The 25,862-nt window shown below is 62.0% G+C and carries 18 protein-coding genes and 2 pseudogenes; 7 read left to right on the top strand and 13 right to left on the bottom strand.

What is annotated here, in order from left to right:
- Nucleotides 1–31 precede the first annotated feature (31 nt).
- The 3 genes from C0Z16_RS30600 to C0Z16_RS30590 are packed head-to-tail and all read right to left on the bottom strand — an operon-like array spanning nucleotide 32 to nucleotide 2,886.
- Nucleotides 32–568, bottom strand: a complete 537-nt coding sequence (locus C0Z16_RS30600) for a DUF5943 domain-containing protein (RefSeq protein WP_102635789.1) — start codon at nucleotides 566–568, stop codon at nucleotides 32–34.
- Nucleotides 569–621: 53 nt separating this feature from the next.
- Nucleotides 622–1,593 carry a dipeptidase gene (locus C0Z16_RS30595; protein ID WP_102635788.1) on the bottom strand — a complete coding sequence of 324 codons (972 nt, stop codon included), beginning with the start codon at nucleotides 1,591–1,593 and terminating at the stop codon, nucleotides 622–624.
- A gap of 18 nt (nucleotides 1,594–1,611) precedes the next feature.
- A complete protein-coding gene (locus C0Z16_RS30590; protein ID WP_102635787.1) occupies nucleotides 1,612–2,886 on the bottom strand; it encodes a serine hydroxymethyltransferase in 1,275 nt (424 codons plus the stop codon).
- A gap of 509 nt (nucleotides 2,887–3,395) precedes the next feature.
- On the opposite strand from C0Z16_RS30590, the gene C0Z16_RS30580 reads away from it, so the two are divergent.
- Nucleotides 3,396–4,391, top strand: coding sequence for a GlxA family transcriptional regulator (locus C0Z16_RS30580; protein WP_102635785.1), 996 nt, complete (start codon nucleotides 3,396–3,398; stop codon nucleotides 4,389–4,391).
- 100 nt (nucleotides 4,392–4,491) lie between these two features.
- On the opposite strand, the gene fdhA is transcribed toward C0Z16_RS30580, so the two are convergent.
- A complete protein-coding gene (fdhA, locus tag C0Z16_RS30575; protein ID WP_102635784.1) occupies nucleotides 4,492–5,691 on the bottom strand; it encodes a formaldehyde dehydrogenase, glutathione-independent in 1,200 nt (399 codons plus the stop codon).
- Between the two features lie 252 nt (nucleotides 5,692–5,943).
- Between fdhA and betI the strand changes: the two genes are divergently transcribed.
- From betI to C0Z16_RS30555, 4 genes and pseudogenes are all read left to right on the top strand, one after another.
- On the top strand, nucleotides 5,944–6,531 hold the full coding sequence (gene betI, locus C0Z16_RS30570) for a transcriptional regulator BetI (protein WP_102635802.1): 588 nt from the start codon (nucleotides 5,944–5,946) through the stop codon (nucleotides 6,529–6,531).
- A gap of 51 nt (nucleotides 6,532–6,582) precedes the next feature.
- On the top strand, nucleotides 6,583–8,052 hold the full coding sequence (betB, locus tag C0Z16_RS30565; protein WP_102635783.1) for a betaine-aldehyde dehydrogenase: 1,470 nt from the start codon (nucleotides 6,583–6,585) through the stop codon (nucleotides 8,050–8,052).
- An 11-nt stretch (nucleotides 8,053–8,063) separates the two neighbouring features.
- Complete coding sequence (gene betA, locus C0Z16_RS30560; protein ID WP_102635782.1) at nucleotides 8,064–9,749, top strand: choline dehydrogenase; 1,686 nt, start codon at nucleotides 8,064–8,066, stop codon at nucleotides 9,747–9,749.
- Nucleotides 9,750–9,863: 114 nt separating this feature from the next.
- A pseudogene (locus C0Z16_RS30555) lies at nucleotides 9,864–10,049 on the top strand (serine hydrolase); the annotation flags it as partial.
- 44 nt (nucleotides 10,050–10,093) lie between these two features.
- Here the strand turns inward: C0Z16_RS30555 and C0Z16_RS30550 are convergent.
- A complete protein-coding gene (locus tag C0Z16_RS30550) occupies nucleotides 10,094–11,512 on the bottom strand; it encodes an MFS transporter (protein ID WP_102635801.1) in 1,419 nt (472 codons plus the stop codon).
- Between the two features lie 404 nt (nucleotides 11,513–11,916).
- On the opposite strand from C0Z16_RS30550, the gene C0Z16_RS30545 reads away from it, so the two are divergent.
- Together C0Z16_RS30545 and C0Z16_RS30540 are read left to right on the top strand one after the other, a co-directional pair.
- A complete protein-coding gene (locus tag C0Z16_RS30545) occupies nucleotides 11,917–13,311 on the top strand; it encodes a DUF1254 domain-containing protein (RefSeq protein ID WP_102635781.1) in 1,395 nt (464 codons plus the stop codon).
- Between the two features lie 208 nt (nucleotides 13,312–13,519).
- Entirely contained in the window at nucleotides 13,520–16,222 is a 2,703-nt protein-coding gene (locus C0Z16_RS30540; protein WP_102635780.1) for a LuxR C-terminal-related transcriptional regulator, read from the top strand.
- 29 nt (nucleotides 16,223–16,251) lie between these two features.
- On the opposite strand, the gene C0Z16_RS30535 is transcribed toward C0Z16_RS30540, so the two are convergent.
- The 8 genes and pseudogenes from C0Z16_RS30535 to C0Z16_RS30500 form a co-directional block, all read right to left on the bottom strand.
- On the bottom strand, nucleotides 16,252–16,710 hold the full coding sequence (locus C0Z16_RS30535; RefSeq protein WP_102635779.1) for a MaoC family dehydratase: 459 nt from the start codon (nucleotides 16,708–16,710) through the stop codon (nucleotides 16,252–16,254).
- Nucleotides 16,707–17,861 (bottom strand): acyl-CoA dehydrogenase family protein, encoded by a 1,155-nt coding sequence (locus C0Z16_RS30530; RefSeq protein ID WP_102635778.1) that lies wholly within the window; start codon nucleotides 17,859–17,861, stop codon nucleotides 16,707–16,709. Before C0Z16_RS30530 ends, C0Z16_RS30535 begins: the two co-directional genes overlap by 4 nt.
- Nucleotides 17,862–17,875: 14 nt before the next feature.
- Nucleotides 17,876–19,075: pseudogene (locus tag C0Z16_RS30525) on the bottom strand (acyl-CoA dehydrogenase family protein).
- A 13-nt stretch (nucleotides 19,076–19,088) separates the two neighbouring features.
- Nucleotides 19,089–20,270 carry a lipid-transfer protein gene (locus tag C0Z16_RS30520; RefSeq protein ID WP_102635777.1) on the bottom strand — a complete coding sequence of 394 codons (1,182 nt, stop codon included), beginning with the start codon at nucleotides 20,268–20,270 and terminating at the stop codon, nucleotides 19,089–19,091.
- 149 nt (nucleotides 20,271–20,419) lie between these two features.
- Entirely contained in the window at nucleotides 20,420–21,202 is a 783-nt protein-coding gene (locus C0Z16_RS30515; protein WP_102635776.1) for an SDR family oxidoreductase, read from the bottom strand.
- A 33-nt stretch (nucleotides 21,203–21,235) separates the two neighbouring features.
- Complete coding sequence (locus C0Z16_RS30510) at nucleotides 21,236–23,098, bottom strand: acyl-CoA dehydrogenase (protein WP_102635775.1); 1,863 nt, start codon at nucleotides 23,096–23,098, stop codon at nucleotides 21,236–21,238.
- 130 nt (nucleotides 23,099–23,228) lie between these two features.
- Nucleotides 23,229–24,671, bottom strand: coding sequence for a DUF1214 domain-containing protein (locus C0Z16_RS30505; protein ID WP_102635774.1), 1,443 nt, complete (start codon nucleotides 24,669–24,671; stop codon nucleotides 23,229–23,231).
- 78 nt (nucleotides 24,672–24,749) lie between these two features.
- Nucleotides 24,750–25,793, bottom strand: a complete 1,044-nt coding sequence (locus C0Z16_RS30500) for a DUF1254 domain-containing protein (RefSeq protein ID WP_102635773.1) — start codon at nucleotides 25,791–25,793, stop codon at nucleotides 24,750–24,752.
- Between the last annotated feature and the right edge of the window lie 69 nt (nucleotides 25,794–25,862).

The following is a 25,862-nucleotide window of genomic DNA, read 5'->3' as shown; positions in this document are numbered from 1 at the left end:
GATCGACCTCGGAATGATATGACTTGTGGTGCTATGCCGTGAGCGGCGACACTTCGAACACGCAATGCTCGTGGCCTTCCGCCGCGCATCGCGCTTCCTGCGACTTTGAAGGCGGACCTTTGCGTGCGGCATCCGGCGCCGTGTCGTTGACCCAGTCCATCGCGCCCGCGAACCAGCCGGCGAACATGTAGCAGAGCTTGCCGACCTTGCCCGGCTGCGCGAGTACGAACGACGAGTGATGCAGTTCAATGCGCGCATGCGACGTGGACGGATCGCTTTCGGTGATCGTGAAGATGCCCCAGCCGCGTTGCGAAAGCCGCTTCAGGTAGTGCTCGAATACGGCCATGCCGGCAATGCCGTGCTGTTTGGCTTCCTTGTCGCACCAGAAATACGCGGACTTGTAGCCGGCCTTGTAGAGAATCTCGGCATACGTGTCGATGCCGAGCGCTTCTTCAACGGCGGTGTGGTTGTTCGTGAAGAAATGACGCGGCACGTACAGCATCGGCAGCGCGTCGGTGGTCCAGACGCCGGTGTTCGGATCGACGTCGATAGGCAGTTGGGGTTGCATGTGGAGACTCCGCTTTTTATGAGGTGAATTCGCAGGCTATATGTGCGTGGAGGTCAGACCGTCCACACTTCGCCGAATACCCGCACCCAGTTTTCACCCATGATCTTCTTGATGCGCGTTTCGCTCCAGCCCGCGCGTTCCATCGCGGCGGTCAGGTTCGGAAACTCGCCGATCGTGCGGATGCCTTCCGGATTCACGACCTTGCCGAAGTTCGTCAACTGGCGATAACGGCCCTTGTCGTGCGTGATCCAGTCGAAGAACTCCGTGCTATAGCCTTGCGTGAAGTCCGTGCCGATGCCGACCTGGTCTTCGCCGATCAGGTTCACCACATACTCGATCGCTTCGATATAGTCTTCGACGGTCGCATCGGCACCGCGCTTCAAAAACGGCGCGAACATCGTCACGCCGACAAAACCGCCTGCGTCCGCGATCTCTTTCAGTTGTTCGTCGCTCTTGTTGCGCGGATGCTCTTTGAGTCCAGACGGGCAGCAATGCGAATAGCACACGGGCTTATTCGACGCCGCGATCGCTTCAGATGAAGTCTTGCCGCCGACATGCGAAAGATCGACCATGATGCCGACGCGGTTCATCTCCTGAATCACTTCGCGGCCATAGCCCGACAGGCCGCCGTCGCGCTCATAGCAACCCGTGCCGACGAGATTCTGCGTGTTGTAGCAAAGCTGCACCACGTTCACGCCGAGGTCCTTGAATGCCTCGATATAGCCAAGGTTGTCCTCGAATGCATGCGCATTCTGGAAGCCGAAAATGATGCCCGTCTTGTTCTCTTTCTTCGCGCGGAAAATGTCGTCGGTGGTGCGCACGAGCGTGAGGATCTCGCCGTACTCGCGGATTTGCTGCTTCATTTCGGCGATGTTATCGACAGTCTTCTGGAAGCTCTCCCAGACCGACACCGTGCAGTTCACCGCGGTCACGCCACCTTTGCGCATGTCCTCGAACACCGAGCGCTCGAACTTCGAAATGTTCAAACCGTCGATGATGATGCTGTTTTCGTGCAGATTGCTCATCGTGTGCTCCAGGTGTTCTTAGTAGATGGGGAAGCGCTCGCACAGCGCGAAAATCTCTCGGCGCACGCGCTGTTCGGTGGCTGCATGGCCTTCGGGATGGTCGCGCAGCGAATCGAGCACCTCGACGATCAACCTGCCTACGTCGCGGAATTCGCTCACGCCGAAGCCGCGCGTCGTACCCGCCGGTGTGCCGAGGCGCACGCCCGAGGTGATCGTCGGCTTTTCGGTGTCGAACGGAATGCCGTTCTTGTTGCACGTAATGCCCGCGCGTTCCAGCGCCTGCTCGACCTGATTGCCCTTCAGGCCCTTAGGCCGCAAGTCGACTAGCAGCAGATGGTTGTCGGTGCCGCCCGTCACCAGATCGACGCCGCCGGCTTTCAACACTTCGCCGAGTGCCTGCGCGTTGGCCAGCACATTGTCGATGTAGGTCTTGAAGCCCGGTTGCAGCGCCTCGCCGAACGCGACTGCCTTGCCGGCGATCACATGCATCAGCGGGCCGCCTTGCAGGCCGGGGAACACGGCAGAGTTGATCTTCTTCGCGATGTCTTCGTCATTCGTCAGCACAAAGCCGCCGCGCGGACCGCGCAACGTCTTGTGCGTGGTCGACGTCACCACATGCGCATGCTCGACGGGGTTGGCGTGACGTCCCGCCGCGATCACGCCGGCGATGTGCGCCATATCCACCATCAGCTTGGCGCCGGCGCTGTCGGCAATCGCGCGCAGCCGCTTGAAATCCAGCGCGCGCGGATAAGCGGAGAAGCCGGCGATCAGCAGCGCCGGTTTATGCTGCTGCGCGAGTTCCTCGATCTGCTCGTAGTCGATCAGCAGCGTGTCGCGATTGACGCCGTACTGCACTGCGTTGAACCACTTGCCCGACATAGCGGGCTTCGCGCCGTGCGTCAGGTGGCCGCCCGCATCGAGCGACATGCCGAGCACCGTGTCGCCCGGCTTCACCAGCGCGAGCATCACCGCGCCGTTTGCTTGCGCGCCGGAATGCGGCTGCACGTTGGCGAACTTCGCGTTGAACAGTTGCTTGATGCGTTCGAGCGCGAGCGTCTCGATCTCGTCGGCGTATTCGCAACCGCCGTAGTAACGCTTGCCCGGATAGCCTTCCGCATACTTGTTGGTCAGCACCGAGCCTTGCGCTTCGAGCACGGCGCGCGACACGATGTTTTCCGACGCGATCAGTTCGACTTGCGACTGCTGGCGCTCGAGCTCTTTCAAAATTGCGCCGCGCACCGCCTGATCGCGCGCTGCGAGCGATTCTTCGAAGAAAGGATTCGGATTCGACATGGAAGGTCCGTGGGGTCGTTGACGGAAGGCCCGGAAGCGCTGCTGGAGCTTCGCTTGAGCGTCGCTCTTGCCCTGCTGATACCGGGTTGCATTGCGTCTATTCTTGACGCTTGCCTCGTGCGTCAATTTATGAATTCAGACGTGTTCTTTGCCTTTTCCGCCATAAGCGACCATTTTCGACAAGTCGCCCCGCGCGTCCCGCCCATGTCCTGGACGATGCCTCAGTAATGACCCTGAGTCATGGCGCTCAAATCCGGTCGCGCTGTGCCGAACGACCGTTCTTTGCGGGCGCAATGCTGCACTGCGGTTGGACGTAGTGCGCTTTTACGGTGCGAACCAATCGGGCCGCAGCGCTGTCCTGGTGCCGTTTCTCGGGCGTTTGATGTGTCGGCATCCACAACCGAGGGTTTAGCCTGATGGCATGGTAGTTGCGCTAGTCCTCAAAATTGCGTTAGTTGCCGCACCCCACGGCGACGCGACACTATAGATTCGAAGGAATCACCCCTCACATGTCCACCGACCGCACGGCGTCTCTGTCGCATTTCGCCTTCATGCCCGTTCCGAACTTCACAATGATCGCCTTCACCAACGCGATCGAAGTGTTGCGCATGGCGAACTACCTGGCGGGACAGACGCTTTATCGCTGGTCCATCGTGAGTCCAGAAGGCGGCCCGGTCACGGCAAGCAATGGCCTGTCGGTCGATACGGGTCCGGTCGAATGCGTCGGCCAGCCGGATATCGTGTTCGTGATCGGCGGCATCGACGTGCAGCGCGCGACCACGCAAGCCCATCTCTCCGCGTTGCGCCGTTTCGCCCGCATGGGCTGTGTGCTCGGCAGCCTGTGCACGGGCACCTATGCGCTCGCGCGCGCCGGTTTGCTCGCGGGCTACGCATGCGCGATTCACTGGGAGAACATGTCGGCGCTGAAAGAAGAATTCCCGGACACGCGCTTCCTGAAAGAACTGTTCGTGATCGATCGAGACCGCGTCACGTGCACCGGCGGCGTCGCGCCGCTCGACATGATGCTCAACCTGATCGCGCCGCGCGTCGGCACCGCTCGTGTGACGCAGATCGCCGAGCAGTTCATCGTCGAACATGTGCGCGATACGAGTGCGCAACAGAAAATGCCACTGGTCGCGCGGCTCGGTTCAGCCAACAAGTCGCTCTTCGAAGTGATCTCGCTGATGGAGAACAACATCGAAGAACCGCTGTCACGCGAAGAACTCGCGCGGCTCGCGGGCATGTCGCAACGGCAGTTGCAGCGCCTCTTCCGCGAGCATCTCGGGATGACGCCGACGCATTACTACCTGACGCTGCGTTTGCGGCGCGCGCGCGAGTTGCTGCTGCAAACGGACATGTCGATCATGCATATCACGATGGCTTGCGGCTTCCAGTCGGCTTGCCATTTTTCGAAGAGCTATCGCGATGCATTCGGCACTGCGCCCACACGTGAACGGCGCAAGCAAGCGCCTTCTCTCGCCTCGGCGCCCGTAATGGCGGCGTGAGCGGCGCCAATATTCGTTACCATCGTCACCAGGCAAAAACGCGTTGAACGGCAATCCGTTCAACGCGTTTTCTATTGCGAGCTGCTATTTCACGCGGGCATCACGCCGCCTTCAGCAAGCCGTGCGGATCGATAACAAACTTCTTCGGCGCTCCGCCGTCGAACTGGCGGTAACCATCCGGCGCCTGATCGAGCGACACCACGGTCACGTTCACGATGTCCGCAATCGGCAAGCGGTCCCACAAGATCGCCTGCATCAGATTGTGGTTGTACTTCATCACCGGCGTTTGGCCTGTATGGAACGAATGCGACTTGGCCCAGCCGAGTCCGAAGCGGATGCTCAGGCTGCCTTTGCGCGCGGCGGCGTCGGCGGCGCCCGGATCGTCGGTGACGTAGAGGCCCGGAATGCCGATCGCGCCGGCCGCCCGCGTGATTTCCATCAGCGAATTGAGTACGGTGGCCGGCGCTTCTTCATGCGAACCGCTGGCGCCATGGCCGTGCGCCTCGAAACCCACGCAATCCACCGCGCAATCCACTTCGGGCTTGCCGAGAATCTGCTCGATCTGTTCACCGAGCGTCGCATCTTTCGACAGATCGACGGTCTCGAAGCCCATCTTGCGCGCGTGCGCGAGACGCGCCTCGTTCATGTCGCCGACAATCGTGCAAGCCGCGCCCAGGAGGCGCGCCGACGCGGCCGCCGCCATGCCGACCGGGCCCGCGCCCGCGACATAAACCGTCGCGCCCGGCTTCACGCCCGCCATCACTGCGCCGTGATAGCCGGTTGGCAGAATGTCGGACAGACAAGTGAGGTCACGAATTTTCGACATCGCCTGTGCGGGGTCGGGGAATTTCAGCAAGTTGAAATCGGCGTACGGCACCAGCACGTACTCGGCCTGACCGCCAATCCAGCCACCCATGTCCACGTAACCATAAGCGCCGCCCGCGCGTGACGGATTCACGTTCAGGCAGACGCCCGTGTTCTGCGATTTGCAGGTCGGGCACCGTCCACAAGCCACGTTGAACGGCACCGACACCAGATCGCCGATGTTCAGCGTCTCGACGTCGCGGCCCACTTCGATTACCTCGCCGGTAATCTCATGGCCGAGCACGAGGCCGACCTGGGCAGTCGTGCGGCCGCGCACCATGTGCTGGTCCGAGCCGCAAATATTCGTGCTGACAACCTTCAGAATCACACCATGGCCGATTGCGCGGCCACGTGGATCGACCATCTTCGGATAGTCGATCGATTGCACTTCCACCTTGCCCTGGCCGAGATATACGACGCCGCGATTGCTGCTCATTGAATGTCTCCATGTCTTGTGAGCGGCGCGCTGCTTGCGCGCGGCACGCCGTCCAAAGAGCGTAGCGCCCGCTGCAAGCAACCACCTGCATCGAACGCGACATGGGTTTGGCTGGAACCGACATCGCCGAAAATCCCAATTTTTTATTGATTGACCGTTCAATATAAAAAATCTACCATGCACCGATTGAATAGGCAGGCGAGCGCACAGGCCAATCGCCGCTGCGCATGGTTCATTCTTCACACCGTCATCATGCCAAAACTCGGAATGCGCGAAATCCGTCGCGCGCAACTCATCGACGCGACGCTGCTCACCATCGACCAGACCGGTCTCGCGGGCGCCACGCTGGCGTCGGTCGCGCAGCGCGCGAGCATTTCGACTGGCATCGTCAGCCACTATTTCGGCGACAAGGACGGCTTGCTCGAAGCCACCATGCGTCACGTGCTGCGCGATTTGTGGCAAGCCACTTCGCGCCGGCGCCGGGCGGCAAAGACGGACCCGCGCTCGAAACTACGCGCGGTGGTCGCCGCGAATTTCGACGTCGAGCAAACCAGCGCGCCGGTCATGAAAACGTGGCTTGCGTTCTGGTCGGAGAGCATGCACAAGCCGCATCTGCGGCGGCTGCAATACGTGAATACACGCCGCCTGAACTCGAACCTGTGCGCGGATTTTTCGAAAGCGATGCCGCGTGCCGCGGCGCGGCGCGCGGCGAGCGGCCTGGCGGCATTGATCGATGGATTGTGGCTGCGCGGCGCACTGTCGGGCGAACCGTTCGATACCAAAGCCGCGCTACGTGTGGCCAATGAATACATCGATCTCGTTCTGGCGGCGCGCGAATAAGCGCATAACAGGCACGCAAGAGCCGACGATATCTTTATCAAGGAGCAAGTCATGGCGCTATTCGCAACGCAACGTCTCTATATCGGCGGCGCTTATGTCGACGGGACCGGCGCAGAAACTTTCGACACGTTCGATCCCGCCACCGGCGAGACGCTCGCCACGGTTCAGCAGGCGAGCGCCGCGGACGTCGATCGCGCTGTGCAATCCGCCCGTGACGGTCAGCGCCAGTGGGCGGCGCTCACGGCCATGCAGCGCTCGCGCATCTTGCGCCGCGCGGTCGATATTCTGCGCGAGCGCAACGACGAACTCGCCGCGCTGGAAACGCGCGACACCGGCAAGCCAATTGCCGAGACGCAGGCGGTGGACATCGTCACCGGCGCGGACGTGATCGAGTATTACGCGGGCCTTGCCACGGCTATCGAAGGGCAGCAGATTCCATTGCGGCCTTCGTCGTTCGTGTATACGCGGCGCGAACCGCTCGGCGTATGCGCGGGCATCGGCGCATGGAATTATCCGATTCAGATCGCGTGCTGGAAGTCGGCACCCGCGCTCGCGGCAGGCAATGCGATGATCTTCAAGCCGAGCGAAGTCACGCCCCTCTCAGCGTTGAAGCTCGCCGAAATCTACACCGAGGCCGGCGTGCCACCCGGCGTGTTCAACGTCGTGCAAGGCGACGGCCGTGTGGGCGCCATGCTGGCCGCGCATCCGGACATCGAAAAAATTTCGTTCACGGGCGGCGTGGAAACGGGCAAGAAAGTGATGTCGATGGCGGGCGCGTCGTCGTTGAAAGAAGTGACGATGGAGCTCGGTGGCAAGTCCCCGCTGCTCGTTTTCGACGACGCCAATCTGGAACGAGCCGCCGATATCGCGATGAGCGCCAACTTCTTCAGCTCGGGCCAGGTCTGCACGAACGGCACGCGCGTGTTCGTGCAACGCAGTGTGCTCGAACGATTCGAAGCGCTGGTGCTCGAGCGTGTCAAACGCATCCGCGTGGGCGCGCCGACTGATGCCGCCACCAACTTCGGCCCGCTCGTGAGCCCCGCGCAATTGCAGAAGGTGCTCGGCTACATCGAAAGCGGCGTGCAGGATGGCGCGCGGCTGATAGCGGGCGGCAAGCGCCTCACCGAAGGCCACTTCGGCCAGGGCCACTACGTCGAACCGACCGTGTTCGCCGGTTGCAATGACGACATGCGCATCGTGCGCGAGGAAATCTTCGGCCCTGTGATGAGCATTCTCGTATTCGACGATGAAGACGAAGCCATCGAGCGCGCGAATCGCACCGCTTATGGGCTTGCCGCCGGCGTCGTCACCGAGAACCTGGCGGGCGCGCATCGCGTGATTCATCGTCTGGAAGCGGGTATTTGCTGGATCAACACGTGGGGCGAATCGCCGGCTGAGATGCCCGTGGGCGGCTACAAACAATCGGGCGTGGGACGCGAAAACGGCATTACCACGCTGGAGCACTACACACGCATCAAGTCGGTGCAGGTCGAGCTCGGCCCGTATCAACCGGTGTTCTGAGGAGCGCAGCCATGACTTCGAACGAATACGACTACATCGTCGTCGGCGCGGGCTCGGCGGGCAACGTGCTCGCGTCGCGTCTCACCGAGGACGCCGGCGTCACGGTGCTGCTGCTCGAAGCAGGCGGCCCCGATTACCGCCTCGATTTCCGCACGCAGATGCCGGCCGCGCTCGCCTATCCGTTGCAAGGGCGCCGCTATAACTGGGCGTACGAGACGGACCCCGAGCCGTATATGAACAACCGCCGTATGGAATGCGGACGTGGCAAGGGGCTCGGCGGGTCGTCGCTGATCAACGGCATGTGCTATATCCGCGGCAACGCGCTCGATTACGACGGCTGGGCTACACGCTCCGGTCTGGAAAACTGGGCGTATCTGGATTGCCTGCCATATTTCCGCAAAGCCGAGACACGCGACGCGGGTCCGAACGCCTATCACGGCGGCGACGGTCCCGTGCATGTGACCACGAGCAAGCCCGGCAATAACCCGCTTTTCGCCGCAATGGTCGAGGCAGGTGTGCAGGCCGGTTTTCCGCGCACGGAAGATCTGAACGGCTATCAGCAGGAAGGCTTCGGTCCGATGGATCGCACCGTCACGCCGAACGGCCGGCGCGCGAGCACCGCGCGCGGCTATCTGGATCGCGCAAAGGCGCGTCCTAATCTGACCATCGTTACGCATGCGCTGACGGATCGCGTGCTGTTCTCCGGCAAGCGGGCGGTCGGCGTCGCGTATCTGCATAACGGCGCTGCGGTGAACGCGCATGCGCGCCGCGAAGTGCTGGTGTGCAGCGGCGCAATCGCATCGCCGCAATTGCTGCAGCGCTCAGGCGTGGGCCGCTCGACGTGGCTGCGGGAACTCGACATTCCGCTCGTTCACGATCTGCCGGGCGTCGGCGAAAACTTGCAGGATCACCTGGAGATGTACATCCAGTACGAGTGCAAGGAGCCGGTCTCGCTCTACCCCGCGTTGCAGTGGTGGAATCAGCCGGCCATCGGACTCGAATGGATGCTGAAGGGCACGGGCATTGGCGCAAGCAATCAGTTCGAAGCGGGCGGCTTCATTCGTACACGCGACGACGACCTGTGGCCCAACATCCAGTATCACTTCCTGCCCGTCGCGATCAATTACAACGGCTCGAACGCGATCAAGATGCATGGCTTCCAGGCACACGTCGGCTCGATGCGTTCGCCGAGCCGTGGCCGCGTGAAGCTCACGTCGCGCGATCCTGCGGCGCATCCGAGCATCCTGTTCAACTACATGGCGGATCCGCTCGACTGGCGCGAGTTCCGCGACGGCATCCGCATCACGCGCGAGATCATGCGGCAACCCGCGCTGGATCGTTACCGTGGACGTGAGCTCAATCCGGGCGCCGAACTCACCACCGACGATCAGCTCGACACCTTCGTGCGCGCGCGCGCGGAGACGGCGTTTCATCCGTCGTGTTCGTGCAAGATGGGCTACGACGACATGGCCGTGGTCGACAACGAAGGACGCGTGCACGGTATGCAGGGACTGCGGGTTGTCGATGCGTCGATCATGCCGCTGATCACCACGGGCAATCTGAACGCACCGACCATCATGCTCGCCGAAAAGATCGCGGATCGGATTCGCGGACGCGAGGCGTTGGCGCGCGTGGATACGCCCTACTTCGTCGCGAATGGCGCGCCTTCGAGAAAGCGTGAGCGAGCGACGGTTTAGGCTTTCGGTTGCATTTGGGCGGGGAGCTCTCCCCGCTCATTAAGTTTTCTTGACCCTCGCGCAAGTTGCTTTCGATTGCCAGCGGTCCGCGAAAGCCCGCAACCGCCGCGGCAGGATATGTGGATCAACAAGACCGGCTCGACGAATGGATTCGGCGCATACGTCGCCTTTATTCCGCAGAAACAACTGGGCATTGTGATACTCGGCAACGGGAATGTCCCGATCGAAGACCGCCTAAGTGCGGCGTATCGGATCGTGTCGGCGCTCGCTGCGAGCGGACAATATTTCCCGTTGAAGTGATCGGCGAAGGGTGCAGCCGGCAGCGACTACACCCAGATGACCGTTCATTCGCGCGCCGGACTCAATACGCCATGCGCATCGCTTTCGACCGCTTCGGAGACGAGCGTCTCCAGGGCGAGCCCGCGCGTCTCGATGCCGAGTACCCACACAGCCGCAGCCGCAATGACAAAGCACATCGCGCCGAGCGAAAACACGCCGCCCTGGCCGAACATCGGCAGCACGACGCCCACCACATAAGGCCCAATCAACGAGCCTACGCGGCCAATTGCCGAGGCGAAGCCAGAACCTGTCGCGCGAGCGCCGGTGCCATAGAGTTCCGGCGTATAGGTGTACAACACCGCCCACATCGCGAACATGAAGAACTGCATCGCCAGGCCCGCGCAGATCAGCAACGTAGGCGTCTGCGCGTGCAGCGCGGTTTGCCCGTACACATAGGCCATCGCCGCGCTGCCCATGAGCGACGCGATACAGGTCGGCTTGCGTCCCCAACGTTCGACCAGCCAGGCCGCGCAGATAAAGCCCGGAATGCCGCCGAGCGAAATGAGCACCGTGTACAACACCGACTTCGTCACCGCAAAGCCGGCCTGTTGCATCAACGCGCCGAGCCACGATGTCAGCCCATAAAAACCGAGCAACGCGAAGAACCACAGCGTCCACACCATAATCGTGCGACGCCGGTAAGCCGCGCTCCATATCTCGCGAAACGCACCGGCGCCTTTCGCCGCCACCGGTTCGGCGAGCATGACCGGTGCGCGCAGACGGCTCAGCCCCGCAGCCTTCATCACCTTTACTTCGACTTCAGCGAGAATCTTGTCGGCTTCGTCAAGACGTCCGCGATGTTCAAGCCAGCGCGGCGATTCGGGCACGACGCGGCGCACGATCAGCACGAACACCGCGGGAATCGCCAGCAACGCAAACTCCGTGCGCCAGCCGAAGGCCGGCAGCACAAAGTACGACACCACGCCCGCCGTGATGAAGCCGAGCGGCCAGAAGCCATCCATCAGCGCGATCAGGCGTCCGCGTGAAGAAGCCGGAACGAACTCCGACAGCAGCGTTTGCGCAATCGGAAACTCCATGCCCATGCCGAAACCCAGCAGCACGCGATAAAACATCAGCGCTTCGACACTCTGTGCCGTCGAGCACAGATAGGAAGCCAGGCCCCACAGCACCATGCTCCACTGAAAAACCGGCCGTCGTCCGAAGCGATCGGCGAGCAGACCGGCAACCGCGGCACCGCCTACCATCCCGAAGAAACTTGCGCTCGCAACGAGTCCCGCGGTTGCCGTCGATAGACCGAACTCGGTCTTGATCGAACCAAGCACGAAGGTCATCGTGCCTAGATCGACTGAATCGAAGAAGAACGCAATCGCGATGATGATGAAGATGGTCCGGTGATAACCGGAAAACGGCAGCCGTTCGAGTCGCGCGGCGGCGCTCGCACGAGGCTGAGAAGCGGTAGACATGGCATCCCCTGAATGATGCGGCCCGCGGCCGCGATTGACGTTCCGATCAGCGTTTTCAGTAGACGCCGACATAAATCGTCCATATAGAAGAAATACGTCGTCCGGATGGAACGGGGGCGCCGTTCGAGTATGGAAATTCGACGGTTCCAGGGAGCTTGACAAAGCAACGTGTTAAGCCTTCGGTTTATGGCGACCACTTCTTCTTCGACGACACGCACGATCGCGATCAAGTCAAGCTCGTCCACCAGAGCGCAGCGCATAGACCTTCCTTGACTTCTTCGTATGCAGCGTCCAAATTACAGCGGGCAAGGAAACTTGATAAAAGTAACGCGACAGCTTGTCCTTCCAAGGCGGCAGGCTTGCGTCGCGTTCTTCTCGAACGAAGCTATGGTTAGGGGCGTTGCATGAAAAGTGTGGTTGTCGCATTGATCGGCCTGGCAAGCGCGGTGGCGCTTGCAGATACCAAAAACGATTTGCACCAGGATCAGATGGCGTTGGGTCGTACTATGCAAGCGGTAGTGTGGAGTCTACCTGCCGTTAATACAGAACTCATGCTTCAGGCAGCCCTGAACGCCGGTGCAAAGCCTAATGAAATAGTTTTTTGGTCACGTCCGCCCGACTGGCGCAACCAGACACTCACGCCCAACCCGGACGCCATCTATCTCATGCCTTTCTTCGATACGAAGCAAGGCCCCGTGGTGCTCGAAATCCCACCCGCCGGCGAAGAGGGTTCTGTGACCGGCAACATCGACGACATCTGGCAGATGCCGCTTGAGGACGCAGGGCCATCGGGTGCGGACCAAGGCAGGGGCGGTAAATATCTGTTTCTTCCTCCTGACTATCATGGGCAGGTTCCCAAGGGCTATATCGTTCTCAGGCCGCCTACCTACAGCGGCTATGCGTTGATCCGTTCCACCTTACGCAGTCACGAGGATGCCGACATATCGAGAGCGGTCGCGTACGGCAAGCGCCTGAAGATGTATGCACTCGCCGATGCGGCGAAACCGCCTCCGACGCGGTTCACGGATGCAGCCGGCAAGCTGTTCGACTCCACCATCCCTTACGACATTCGATACTTTCAGTCGCTCGATCGGATTGTTCAGAATGAGCCATGGATCGAGCGCGATAAAGCCATGATCGACCCGCTGAAATCGCTCGGCATTGAGAAAGGCAAGGCTTTTCGACCTGACGAGACAACGCGGGCACTATTGGAAAACGGAGCTCGCGCAGCGCACGACTGGATTGCCGCGCGATCTGAAAGCGCCTACCCGCCTTATTACGAGGGTACTCGCTGGGTGGTGCCTGCCGCTCACGAACTCCTTGAGGATGCGTCAAAAGGATATACGGAGCCGAATATCTACCCGGTGGACGCACGGGCGATCGTCTACTCGATGGGATACGTTGGTATCAAGCGGCTCGGCGCCGGCCAGTTCTATCTCATGTCGTGGCGCGACAAGAATGGCGACAGCCTTGACGGTGGCAAGCACTATCGACTGCAAGTGCCACCCAACGCTCCCGTAAAACAGTATTGGTCCGTAACGGCGTATGACCGCGACACTCATGCGCTGATAAAGGACGTCCCACGCGCCAGCCGTTCTTCGCAGATAGCAGACATGCAGAAGAACGCCAACGGTTCCGTCGATATCTTCTTCGGTCCTGAAGCGCCTGCCGGACATGAATCGAACTGGGTGCCTACCCGACGCGGTGAACCGTTCGAACTGCTTTTCAGGCTTTATGCCCCGACGGAACCGCTGTTCAAAAAGACGTGGACGTTGCCCGACCTGGAGAAAGACGGCTGAAGCAGGCAGCCAGTGCGTGCCGTGCAAGTTGCCGGGTTCGGTGCGCACGCCGCAGATCAGCACGTCGAACGTTGTGTTAAGTTAGTTCCCTTGATTTCTTTTGCCCCCCTCCCACGGAGGGGACACAGTCGAGCCCCCCAGCGGTTGCCGCTGGCGTGATTTCCGGGCAACTACGGCTGTTCGGCATGGCACTGATCCGGGTAACGACTTGACCGCTCCATTCACCAAACAAGTGGCATCCACGAGGTTTTCGCCGCCGCGCATCGGCTCCAAGACCATACGGCGCGCCGATCTGCTGGCGCATCTCCAGCGCATGCAGCACGCCACGCTCGCGCTGGTCACGGGAAGCGCGGGCTATGGGAAGACCACCGTCCTCGTCCAATGGCGCGAGACGTGCGTGAAGGCGGGCGCGGAGGTCGCATGGTTATCGCTCAGTGCCGACGAGGACAGCTACGCCGGGTTCTGCTCCACGTTGTTCATGGCCATGCAACGCGTCGGGCTGCGCGCCGAGCCGGATCTGCTGTTCGAGGATGCAAGCCCTGCCGGCGTGGACGCTCTGGTCGCGCTGCTCGTGGACGGCGTGCTCGGCCTGTCCAAAGAGATCTACGTCTTCATTGACGACTACCATTTCGTCGATGCGCCACTCGTGCACCGGTTCATGCAGAAGCTGCTCGATCAGGCGCCGGGCACGCTTCATCTGGTGATCGCATCGCGCAGCGCGCCGCCGCTCGCCCTAAGCCGGCTGCGAATGATGAATCAGCTCGCGGAACTGGACAGTGCGTCTTTGCCATTCGTCATGGCCGAAACGCGGAGCTTCGTCGAAGAGAACATGGGCAAGGGCAAGCTGCACGCCGACGATCTGCGTCTGATTCACGATGTGACGAGCGGCTGGCCGTCTTGTGTCCAGCTTATCGTCATCATGCTGAAGAACCGGCCCGAATCGCTGACCACGCTGCGCGATCTCGCCTGGCGCTATAGCGATCTGCAGACCTACCTGAGCGAAGAGGTCATGGCGGATCTGCCTCGCGAACTGGTGGCGTTCGCCGAGGCGCTGTCACTGTTTCGCCGCTTCAGCGCCCCACTTGCACAGCACGTCACGCGCAACGCGAATGCCGGTGATCTCCTAAAGCGCATGGAGGACGAAAATCTGCTGATCAACCGCATCGACTCGGATGAACGCCTTGCCTGGTATCGCTTTCACCCTCTGTTCGGCGAATTTCTTGCTGCACGGCTCGCCGCTGCCGATCCAGCCGGCGCGCAGGCGCTGCATCTGCGCGCAAGCCACTGGTTCGCCGATCACGGCTACCTCGCCGAGGCTGTGCGGCATGCCAGTGCGGGGGGCGATCATGAGTTTGCGGCCACGGTCATCGAGCGCGCCGAGCCTGCAACGTGGAGCCTCGAATATCTGAGCCCGATGCTACATCTGCTCGAGCGGCTGCCAGAAGCAACGCTTGTGCGGCATCAACGTCTGCTCTTTATTGCCTGCCTCACGATGGCGCTAACCACCCGCCCCGGCAAGGCGACGGCGTGGCTCGCGCCCCTGGAGTCCGGCGGCATGTCGGAGGACGCCACGCTTACAGCGTGCATCCCATTGATCCATGCGGCCATCGCATTCCAGAACGACGACACGCCGCGCATGTTGGAACTGATCGAGCCACTCCGCGATACGGCTATCGAAAACCCGTTCCTGCGGTATCTGTTCGTGGCGGAATTGTGCGTCGCCTACGCGGCCTGCGGGCGATATGCGGACGCGCGACGCCAGCTCGATCTGCGCCCGGTGCCGCCTGCGGACCGCGATAACGACATGGCGCTCGTCATCGAGTCGGCACGCGTGGCCGCGTTGCTTGGCGAGGGGGACGTACGCGCGGCAGAGCGTCTCGGCACGCCGCTGCTTGCGCGCTCGGTCAATGCGGCCGGGCGTCATTCGATCAGCGCGAACATTTGCGCGAGCGTGCTCGTCGATGCTTATTACGAACTTGATCGCATCGACGACGCACGCGAGACGATCGCGAATCGCCCCGGCCTACTGCGCGCGTCAGGCCCCGACCTCACGATACGTGCATCGCTTTGCCGCGCGCGGCTCGACCTGCTGCAGGTAAGCGCCGATGTCGCGCTGGCGTTTCTCGAACAACAGACGGCCCATCTGCGCAACGTCCAGCAGTCCCGCGCCGTCGCGTACATGCTGGCCGAACAGATCAGGATATTGCTGCTGAAGAACAACAGCGCTCGCGCCACTGAACTCGGCGCGTTGCTCGACGAGCTTGCGCGAACTCACCGCACGGATCACGGCATCAAGGCCGAAATTCCGGCCGTCGCCGCGCTCGCGCGAGCCCGCGTGCTGCGCGCGACAGAACCCGAATCGGCACTGGGGGCGTTGCGTTTCGCACAGGAGCGTGCGAAGGCTTTAGGGCGCGGCCGGGTGCACGCGCTGGCCAAGTTTTTATCGGCGACAGTGCTCGTTGAACTCGGGCGTGTCGAAGAGGCGAAGCCGGTTCTCGCTGAAGCCGTCGAAGCGGGCGCACGGTTAGGGCTCGTGCGCACATTCATTGATGAGGGAATCGCGGCTGCCGCGCTGTTCGAACGCGTGCTCGCGGAAAAATGGCTCGATGACGCAGCGGCCAGCTACGCGGCCGCTTTGCTGGAGCGATTGACGGACACCCGCACCGTAGACAATCAGCCGGCGGTGAAGCGTCGTGGCGGCAGCGACAGCATGCAGCCAGCGTTGACCCAGCGCGAACTGGAAATACTCGCGCTGGTCGCGCACGCTATGTCGAATAAGCGGATTGCACTCGCGCTCAACATCACGCTCGAAACGGTCAAGTGGAATCTGCGCAACGTATTCGCCAAGCTGGGCGTTTCAAGCCGCTACGACGCGATGCTGTGGGCGCGCAAGAACGGCTTCATCGAGTAAAGCCGACGACTTGAACGCAATTCAAACGGCTATTGCGGAAAGAGGCGCATGATCGACTCAGCGATACATGCGGGCTTGCCCGCGCCCTCGCACTCGACTGTCATCTCGAACTTGACCTGAGCGCCCTCGTTGCTGATCGGCTCGAAGCCGACCAGACGGAAATTCGCGCGCAGCCGGCTGCCCACCGGCACCGGCGCGATGAAACGCACTTTGTCGAGACCGTAGTTCAGCCCGCTGCGGACATCCGCGATGCTGAACGCCGTCGAGAGGAACGCAGGCAGCAGGCTGAGCGTCAGAAAGCCATGCGCGATCGTTCCGCCGAATGGGCCTTCTTTCGCGCGCTCAACGTCGACGTGGATCCATTGATGGTCGCCGGTCGCATCAGCGAACTGGTTCACGCGCGCCTGGTCGATCAGCAGCCAGTCGCTCGTGCCGATCGACTCGCCCAATATCGCGTGAAGATCCGCAATCTTTTTAAACTCTCTCATTTCCGTGTGTCTCCGTGAACCAGGGTGCGCTGCAAGTATTGCGCGCATCGTGCGTCGTGCCGGTCACCGCCGCCGAGCAGCGCATCAGCAACGATCGCGCGTTTGTAATAGTGGCCAACCTGATATTCCTCGGTCATGCCGATGCCGCCATGCAACTGGATCGCCTCGCCGCAGACGTGTTTCGCCGCCGCGCTCGTGAGCGACGCCGCCTGCGAAACGACGTAGTCGCGTTGCTCCGCGGGGTCGTTCGCGATCGACGCGAGGAGTGCGTACAACATCGAGCGCGCTACCTCGAGTTCGGCAGCCATGTCGGCGAGGCGATGCTGCAACGCCTGGAAGCTGCCAAGCGGCACGCCGAACTGCGTGCGGACTTTCAGATAATCAGCGGTCATCGCGATGGCCTGCTCCATGCCGCCAACCAGTTCGGCACATAGCGTAGCGGTGCCGTGTGCGAGCGCATGCTGTACGGCGGGCAGGCCTCGGCCGGGCTCGCCCAGAACCGCCGCGCGAGTTGCGGCTACACCGTCGAATGTCAGCTCGGCGGCCCGGCTGCCGTCGTGAAGCGGCAGCACATGGCGCGTCAGTTCTGGCGTGTTGGCGTCGACCACAAACAGCGTGAGGCCGTCGGCGTCGGGTGTCACTGCCGACACGATGAGCGTGTGCGCGTCCGCGCCCCCCGGCACCAGTGTCTTGTTGCCGAACAACCGGTAGCCCTCGCCCGAGCGCTCCGCACGCGTGTGGACCGGCGCCGCCATGCCGCGTGCTTGCGCCTCCCCATGGGCGAGCGCAATTCTTCGCGTGCCGTCGGCGGCGGGCGGCAACAGATTCTCGCACTGCGTGGGCGTGCCGGCCGCGACGATGGTCTGCACGCCCAGCACCGCACAGCCCATATATGGCTCGACGACCAGTGCACGGCCGAACTCCTGGGCTATCAATACCGTCTCGATCAGCGTTCCGCCAAGACCGCCAAGGGCCTCCGGCACCGCGGCTGCGAGCCAGCCGTTGTCGGCAAACGTACGCCAGTGCAGCTCGCTGCATGTCCATCCGGCCGCAAGCGCGGCGTTGCGTGCCTCGAAGCTGTAGTCCCGCACGACGAAGCGGCGCACGCTGTCCTGCAGCATCTGCTGCTCTGAGTCGAGATTAAAATTCATGACCGGTTCTGCTCTCAGAGTTGAAACAGCGTTTTGGCGATGATGCCGCGCTGAACCTCGCTCGCGCCACCATAGATGGTTGACGCACGGCGGAAGAACATCTCCGTGGCAATGCCGCGGCCGATGTCTTCGCGCGGCAACGGATCGCTGCCGGCGGCGTCGTGCGGCTCGGGGTAAGCCACCGCGCCGTCGTCGCCGAGCGCTTCCACGAGGTGCTCAGTGATCTTCTGCTGCAATTCGGTTCCGCGCACCTTGAGCATCGAACCCAGCGCGTGCGCAGCGGGGCTGTGGTCCTGCTCCATTGCCGCAACGCGCTGGACCATCATGACGATGGCGTCCAGCTTCGCCTCGAGGCGCGCGAGCTTCAACGCAAAGCCGCGATCCTTGATCAGAAGCCGCCCTTCGACGCGCTGGCTCAACGCAAGCGCTCTGAGTCGGCCCACGCACTTCCGTAAAAGCGGCAAGTCCGCTGCTCCCGCATGTTCATTGTTCAGCAGGAACTTGGTGATCTTCCAGCCGTCGCCCTCGGCGCCCACGAGATTGCCCAGCGGTACATGCACGTTGTCGAAAAAGACCTCGTTCAGATGATGACAGCCGTCGATGCTGCGAATCGGCCGCACCGTGATGCCTGGCGTCTTCATGTCGGCGAGCAGAAAGCTGATGCCCGCCTGCTTCTTGACCGTGCTGTCGGTGCGCACGAGCAGAAAGATCCAGTCCGCTTCGTGCGCGTAGCTCGTCCAGATCTTCTGACCGTTCACGACGTAGTGACCGTTACCTTGCTCCGCGCGCGTACGCAGCGACGCGAGGTCCGAACCCGCTCCCGGCTCCGAGAAGCCCTAGCACCAGAGACGCTCGCCACTCAGGATGCGTGTCACGTGTTCGTCCCTCTGCTCCTGCGACGCGAACGCGTTGAGTGCGGGGCCGAGCAGTTTTTGCGCGAGGAAGTCCTGCGTCGGCGCGCCGGCAGCTGCGCATTCTTCGTCGAATGCGAGGCGCTGCAACACCGTCCAATCGGTGCCGCCATGTTCGCGCGCCCAATATGGGCCGCCCCATCCGCGCGCGTTCAGGATGCCTTGCCAGCGCTTGATGTGTTCGCGTGCGGAACGCACCTCGCCTATCGCGTTGCCGCGAAGCTCGGCGGGCAGATGCTCACGCAGGAACGCCCGCACTTCCTCGCGAAACGCGTCCTGCCCCGGATCCGGTTGGAAGTCCATCGGCCTCTCCGGATCAGATGCGGTACATCGTTACGACGCACGCGCCGCCGAGTCCGACGTTATGTTGCAACGCGACGCGCGCGCCTTCCACTTGGCGCTTGTCCGCGTCGCCGCGCAGTTGCTTGACGAGTTCCGTACATTGCGCGAGGCCTGTCGCGCCGATCGGGTGCCCTTTCGACAACAGACCGCCCGACGGATTGACGACATAACGGCCACCATAGGTGTTGTCGCCGTCGTCGATGAATTTCGCGGCTTCCCCCTCGGGGCACAGACCCAGCGCTTCGTACATGATCAGTTCGTTGTGCGCGAAACAGTCGTGCAGTTCGACCACGTCGACGTCTTCCGCGCCGACGCCCGCCGCTTCATAGACCTTGGCTGCGGCCTCCTTCGCAAGACCGTAACCTGCCACGTAGCGCAGATCGTCGCCTTCGAGTGCGATCGGGCGGTCCGTCGTTAATGCCTGGGCCGCGATCCACACGCGCGAGTCGAGCTTGTGCTTCTTTGCATATTCTTCGCTGCATAGCACGGCCGCAGCCGCGCCGCAGGTCGGCGGACATGCCATCAGGCGCGTCATCACGCCTGGCCACATCACCTTGTCGGCAAGCACATCCTCGGGACTGAGAACCTGACGAAACACCGCCAGCGGATTGTTGGACGCATGGCGGCTCGCCTTCGCACGGATCTTTGCGAACGATTCGAGCGGCGTGCCGAAGCGCTTCATATGCTCCATGCCCGCGCCGCCGAAAATGCGCAGCGCCGGCGGCACTTCGGACGGCACTCCGAGACGGTCGCACTGATCGAAAAACAGGTCGAGCGGCAACGGCCGGTCGTTGAAGCAGCTATTGAGCGCGCCGGCATTCATTTGCTCGAAGCCGACGACGAGCGCAATGTCGAGCGCGCCCGACTCGATCGCCTGGCGAGCGAGATAGAGACCGGTGGAACCCGTCGAGCAGTTGTTGTTGACGTTGATGATCGGCAGGCCCGTCATGCCGACGTGATACAGCGCCCGCTGGCCCGCGGTCGAATCGCCATAGACGAAACCGGCATACGCCTGCTGGATCGCCTCATACTGGACCCCTGCGTCGTCGAGCGCGAGCCGTGTTGCGCGGGCGCCCATCAGATCGTAAGTCTCGCTGGCGCCAGGTTTGGTGAAAGGAACCATCCCCACTCCGGCCACAACCACTTTGCGCGTCATATCTGCTCCTGTTTCTTTTCGCATTGTTTGCGCCACATTGGCGAACTGATGACGATTGATGATAGGGGCCGTGCGCCGGTCAACGCCCCTTCCTTTTCTGGGGGTCGAGGACGCCGCCGACTTGCGCGTAGATGGCATTCAATGAACGCTCATACCGCGCTCACGCCGCCATCGACAGCGAGTATCTGTCCGGTGATGTGCTTGCCCGCGTCGCTTGCGAAGAGCATGGCGGCGCCCTTCAAGTCTTCGTCGTCGCCAAGGCGATTGAGCGGCACGCCGGCGCACAGGTTCTCGACGCCGATCCGGTCGAGCGAGCCTTGGGTCATCTTCGAGGGGAAGAAGCCGGGCGCGAGCGCGTTCACCGTGATGCCGTGCTTGCCCCATTCGCCCGCTAACGTGCGCGTGAAATTGACGACCGCGCCCTTGGACGTGTTATATGCAATCGTCTCGATCGTGCCGGGCGCGTTGCCGGATAGCCCCGCAATGGATGCGACATTGATCACGCGGCCATAGCGGCGCGGGATCATCGACACCTTGCCGATGCGCTGCGTGAGCAGGAACAGGCCCCGGACATTCAGGTTCATCACCTTGTCCCAGGCGTCGAGCGGATAGTCCTCGGCGGGCGCGCCCCACGTCGCGCCTGCATTGTTCACGAGGATGTCGACGTGGCCGAAAGCGGCAAGCGTCTCGTCAGCGAGCCGCGCGATGTGTTCTTCACGTGCGCCGTCCGCGGCAATCCATCCGGCTTCGATGCCGCCCGATCGCAGTTGCCGCACTGCCTGTTCCAGTTCATCGGCTTTGCGAGCCGACAACATGACGCGCGCCCCCTGCTCGCCGAGCGCTTCGGCGATCTGCAAGCCGAGGCCGCGCGAACCACCCGTGACGAGAGCCGTCTTGCCCTTGAGATCGAAAAGTTGCTGTACGGTGCGCATGTCGACCTTCCGTTGAAGTGCTCGTTCGCTGGATTAAAACCACGCGTCCTGCATGTCGAGCGTCGTCCGATCGAGCGACGCGAGCAGGTCCAGTTGCGGTCCGACACGAGGCAGTTCCCATCGGTAGAAGTATGCGGCGGCGGCGAGCTTGCCGCGATAAAACGCGTTCTCTTCCTCATCGCCTGCAGTGGGGAGCGCGGCCTGTGCAGCGAGCGCCTGTTCAAGCCATATCCACGCCAGCACCACGTGGCCGAACGCCTCCAGATAAACCGAGGCGTTGGCGAGCGTCAGCGCAGAGTCACCCGTGGTCCACAGTACCCGCGTCACATGCTGGAGCCGCGTCACCATGTCGTCCAGCATTGCGCCGTGGTCGGCAAGCGAGCGTTCGCCCGTGGCCGAGGCGCTCGCCGTACTAGCGTGCATCCTGTCGACGAGTATGCGCAACGCCGCGCCTTCCTTCATCGTGACTTTGCGGCCGAGCAGGTCCAGCCCCTGAATGCCATGCGTACCTTCATGAATCGGATTGAGGCGATTGTCGCGGTAAAACTGTTCCACGTTGTATTCGCGCGTGTAGCCGTAGCCCCCATGCACCTGGATCGCGAGGTTGTTCGCTTCCAGGCACCATTGCGATGGCCAGCTTTTGGCGATGGGCGTCAGGATGTCGAGTAGCAGCGACAGGCGTTGCTCGCACTGCGTGTCGCTCGCTGCATGCGCAGCGTGGTGTTCGTCGACGAGCTTCGCGCAATAAAGATTCAACGCAAGCCCGCCCTCCGCATAACTTTTCTGCGCGAGCAGCATGCGCCGGATATCCGCATGCTCGACGAGCTTGGCCTGCGGGCTCGCCGGGTCTTTGCCGGCAGGTCCCGTTGAGCGTCCCTGCGAACGGTTGCGCGCATAGTCGAGCGCATGCAGGTAGCCGGTGTAGCCGAGCGCCGATGCGCCGAGCCCGACGCCGATACGCGCCTCGTTCATCATGTGGAACATGCACGCGAGACCTTGGCCCGGCTCGCCCACGAGATAGCCGAGCGCGCCTGCCTTGCCGTCGGGGCGGTACTTGACACCTTCCCCGAAGTTCAACAGGCAGTTGGCAGTGCCGCGATAACCCATCTTGTGATTCAGACCGGCGAGCACCACGTCGTTGTGTTCACCTATCGAGCCATCCTCGTTGACGAGGTATTTCGGCACGACAAAAAGCGAAATGCCTTTTACACCGGGAACCAACTTGCCATCCGGCCCGGGAATCTTCGCGAGCACGAGGTGCACGATGTTCTCCGACAGTTCATGCTCGCCGCCTGATATCCACATTTTGTTGCCGCGCAAGCGGTACTGCGCGCCGAAGGCAGACTCCTCTTCATACTCCGCGCGCGTCGTGATGTCCGACAGCGACGATCCCGCCTGCGGCTCCGACAGGCACATCGTGCCGAAGAAGCGTCCTTCCATTTCAGGTCGCACGAACGCGTCGATCTGTTTGCGCGTGCCGTAAGTCAGGAGCAGATTGGCGTTGCCGATGGTGAGAAACGGATACGCTGCGGTGCCGACGTTCGCGCCGATGAAGTAGGCAAAGCCCGCCTTCTCGACCACCATTGGCAGTTGCATGCCGCCAAGCTCGTAGTCCTGTCCTGCCGCCATCAGGCCAGCCGCGCCGAAGGCCGATAGCGCGGTCTTGACCTCGGGAATGATGTGCACCGTCTCCCCGTCGAAATGAGGCTCGTGCGCATCGTTTTTCTTGTTGTGCGTGGCGAACAGATCGGTCGCGATCTTCTCGCACGTGGCAAGTGTTGCGTCGAATGTCTCGCGGGAATGATCCGCATAGCGAGCGATCGATGTCAGCCGCTCGACGTCGAGCCATTCGTACAAAAGGAAATTCAGATCACGGCGGGAAAGAATCAGCGACATAGCGGTGTCCGGTCATTGCACTTCGAGAAGCGACCCATGTTAGAAGCGCTCTACCGGGTTTGGGCAGACCCGGTTCGCACTGTGAAGACGGCTACTGCAGCACTCATGATCCCGTTGCTTTGAATCGAGCCTACTGTCGCGCGATATCGGCCATCGTCCACGACCTGTCGAAAATCGCCGGTTCGGGTCCATACAGCCGGAAGGCGGCAAACCACGGCTTGCCCGGCGCGGTATAAATCCAGTTGCCCGTTTTGCCCGCTGGCGGCGCCGGTCCGAAATAGACGTCGATCGATCCGTCTGCGTTGCGTTGCAGACCCTTGTCGTAGGAATCGACGCCGATGCGTGGCGCCTGACGTATGAATCCGCTTGTCTCGCAATCGTAGACATTCACAGCCCAGAACTGCCGCGCCGGCACATTCGGCGGCACGCGCAGACGATAGTGAGCTGATCCGTCGAGCAGTTGGCCCTGCTGGTCCCGCCAACTCGTCAGATAAAAAGTCGCCTTGCCGAGTTTTTGCGGCGGTGCGTAGGCAAGGAAATAGAGCGCGCCGCGCAGTGCGGTGTCGACGCCTTGGCCATCGTCGAAAGTGAAATGGGTTTTGACGGCCAATGGGACCGGCGAGACGGTGCCCCACTGCAAACCCGGCCACCAGGGACGTGCGCCGGATAGAAGAGTTTGGCGAAAGCTGGCCCGCGCCTCTTGCGCGGCGACGTTCATACGTGCGCGCATGGCGGGGTCCGGCGCGAAGGGTTTGCCCGGCTCGATGCCGAGCGCACGCAGCCTGACATATGCGCCGGCGTCGCGCGGCAACGCCGGCTCCTCGCTTACCATGCGCGCCAGACGAGCAAAGTACGTGTCGTCGAACTGGACAATGCCGTCGAACAGCTTCCCGTCCATTTCGATGAAACGCTGAGGCGCGTCGCCGGATGCGTTAGCGAGACTCGACACATGCATTTTCCGGATAAAGGCGTTGGCGTTGCCGAGATCGTCCTGTAACAACGTTCCCGGTGTCACGCGAATCAGCGCGTAGCCGTTGTAAGTGTCTGACTGCAAAGGAACATAACCGGCCGGCAGCTCGCCCTTGAAGCCGGGTGGCAGCAAAAGGTAGCGTGCGCCATTGCCCCGATCTTCTCCTTCCGGTCCCACATCGGCCAGCGGTATTTGCCAGCTGTTCAGCACGCTCCCGAACACGCCGATGCCATCCGCAGCCGGAATGTCCAGAACCACCGGGCCGTCCTTCAGGTTGTAGTTGAAGTAGACGTAAAGCGACGACGAATTGGGCGTGGTTGTCTGGTTTTTCCAGTCTGCCGGCCGCGACCAGTAGACGATATCGTTGTAGCGCGCCCCGGCATCGCGGAAGTACGCGTCGCGCATGGCGTCGACGCTCACTATTGGCATGGCCCAGACGGCGGCCTCGAAGGCCGCGCGATTATGGGAGTCGCCGACGGGCGCATGGGCGATCGTCGCGGTGGAAGCCGTTGAATCTGCGGTCTGCGCAACGACGGGTTGAAGCGGCAAACCGCCAAGGACGAGCGCACAGCATAGATGCCATGCCCGCAATGTTTGATTCATCGATTTCCTCGCTATGCAGTCTCGAACACCTGGAGTGCCATCAAACCGTCGACGCGTGTGTGCTATCTGAACTACCTGTCAGCGCGCTTGCGCCGCCGGAAACTTCCAACGGCCATCCAGCACCTCGGCACGCGGACGGTACATGCGGACCATGTAATTCCAGTTGCGCGTAATGGGCAGGCAGTTCGGCACGTTGCCGTCACAGCCGCCGAACTGCACGGATATCGCGCCGTCAGCCTCCTTGTTTGCCACGACGTTATTGACCGTGTAAGCGCTCTGTCCGTTCGGCTCGAAGAAGCCTTTGTCGTTGTAAACGCTGATCGACCAGAAGCCGTCGACTGGAACGTCCGTCACTCTCAGCCGATAGACCGTATTCCCGTCGTTATGTGACGGCGTGACGTTGAGGTAGGTCGCGTCCTTGTCCGGATTGCCGCCCATCGCGATAGCCGTTCCGATCAGGTGACGCACCGGCGAGACCTCGCCTCGCACGCCGAACGCGCCGTTGAGGTCAGGCAGCGTTTCCCCCAGCGTGACCAGCGCATCGCGGACGCGCTTCTGGCTGGCTTCGTCCCAGTTCGGCACCTCGAATTTGCCAGGCGTGGCCTGTTGCACCTTGATGTCGTCCTGCAAAACATGTACCGCCTGCATATCCCCGGGATGGCGCACATCGGCTAGTGTGCGCACGCCGATCAGCAGGTAACGCGTGCCGATCTGCGCACGCGTGAATGTGTAGGGGCCGTTGCCGTAAGCCACCATGGGCACATAGTTGTCCTCGCTGACGGCCGCAACCGAGCGAAAGCGCTCCCCTGCGTCCGGCAGCGTGATCGTCACGGGGCCGGCATCGAGATCGAAAACGCCTACCGAATAAAGGGTGTCGCGGTTCGCGCGCACAACCGCCTGCCGCTCCACCGGCATCGGTTCGCGATAGTGGAAGAGCTTGCCAAAGGCGCCGCGCTTCGCGAGCGATCCGAAGTACATGTCGGACTCGGCGCGCTCGAAGTTATCGACGGTGACGGCGACTGTACGCGGCACGGCGGGGCTGGCCTGCACCGCAGAAGGCACAATGGCGCCCGCGATCGTCCACAGCGCGACAGCACAGAGCAGGTTAAGACGCGGGTTCATGGCTTTTCCTCTCGTGACACTGGTTGCCTGATCGGGCCAGCAGGATCAGGAGTCTAGATCCGTCGGCGT

It is taken from the genome of Paraburkholderia rhynchosiae (assembly GCF_002879865.1).
Lineage (GTDB): Bacteria > Pseudomonadota > Gammaproteobacteria > Burkholderiales > Burkholderiaceae > Paraburkholderia > Paraburkholderia rhynchosiae.
Note: the sequence above shows the minus strand (reverse complement) of the source record. Positions and strands in the feature narration are given on the sequence as shown.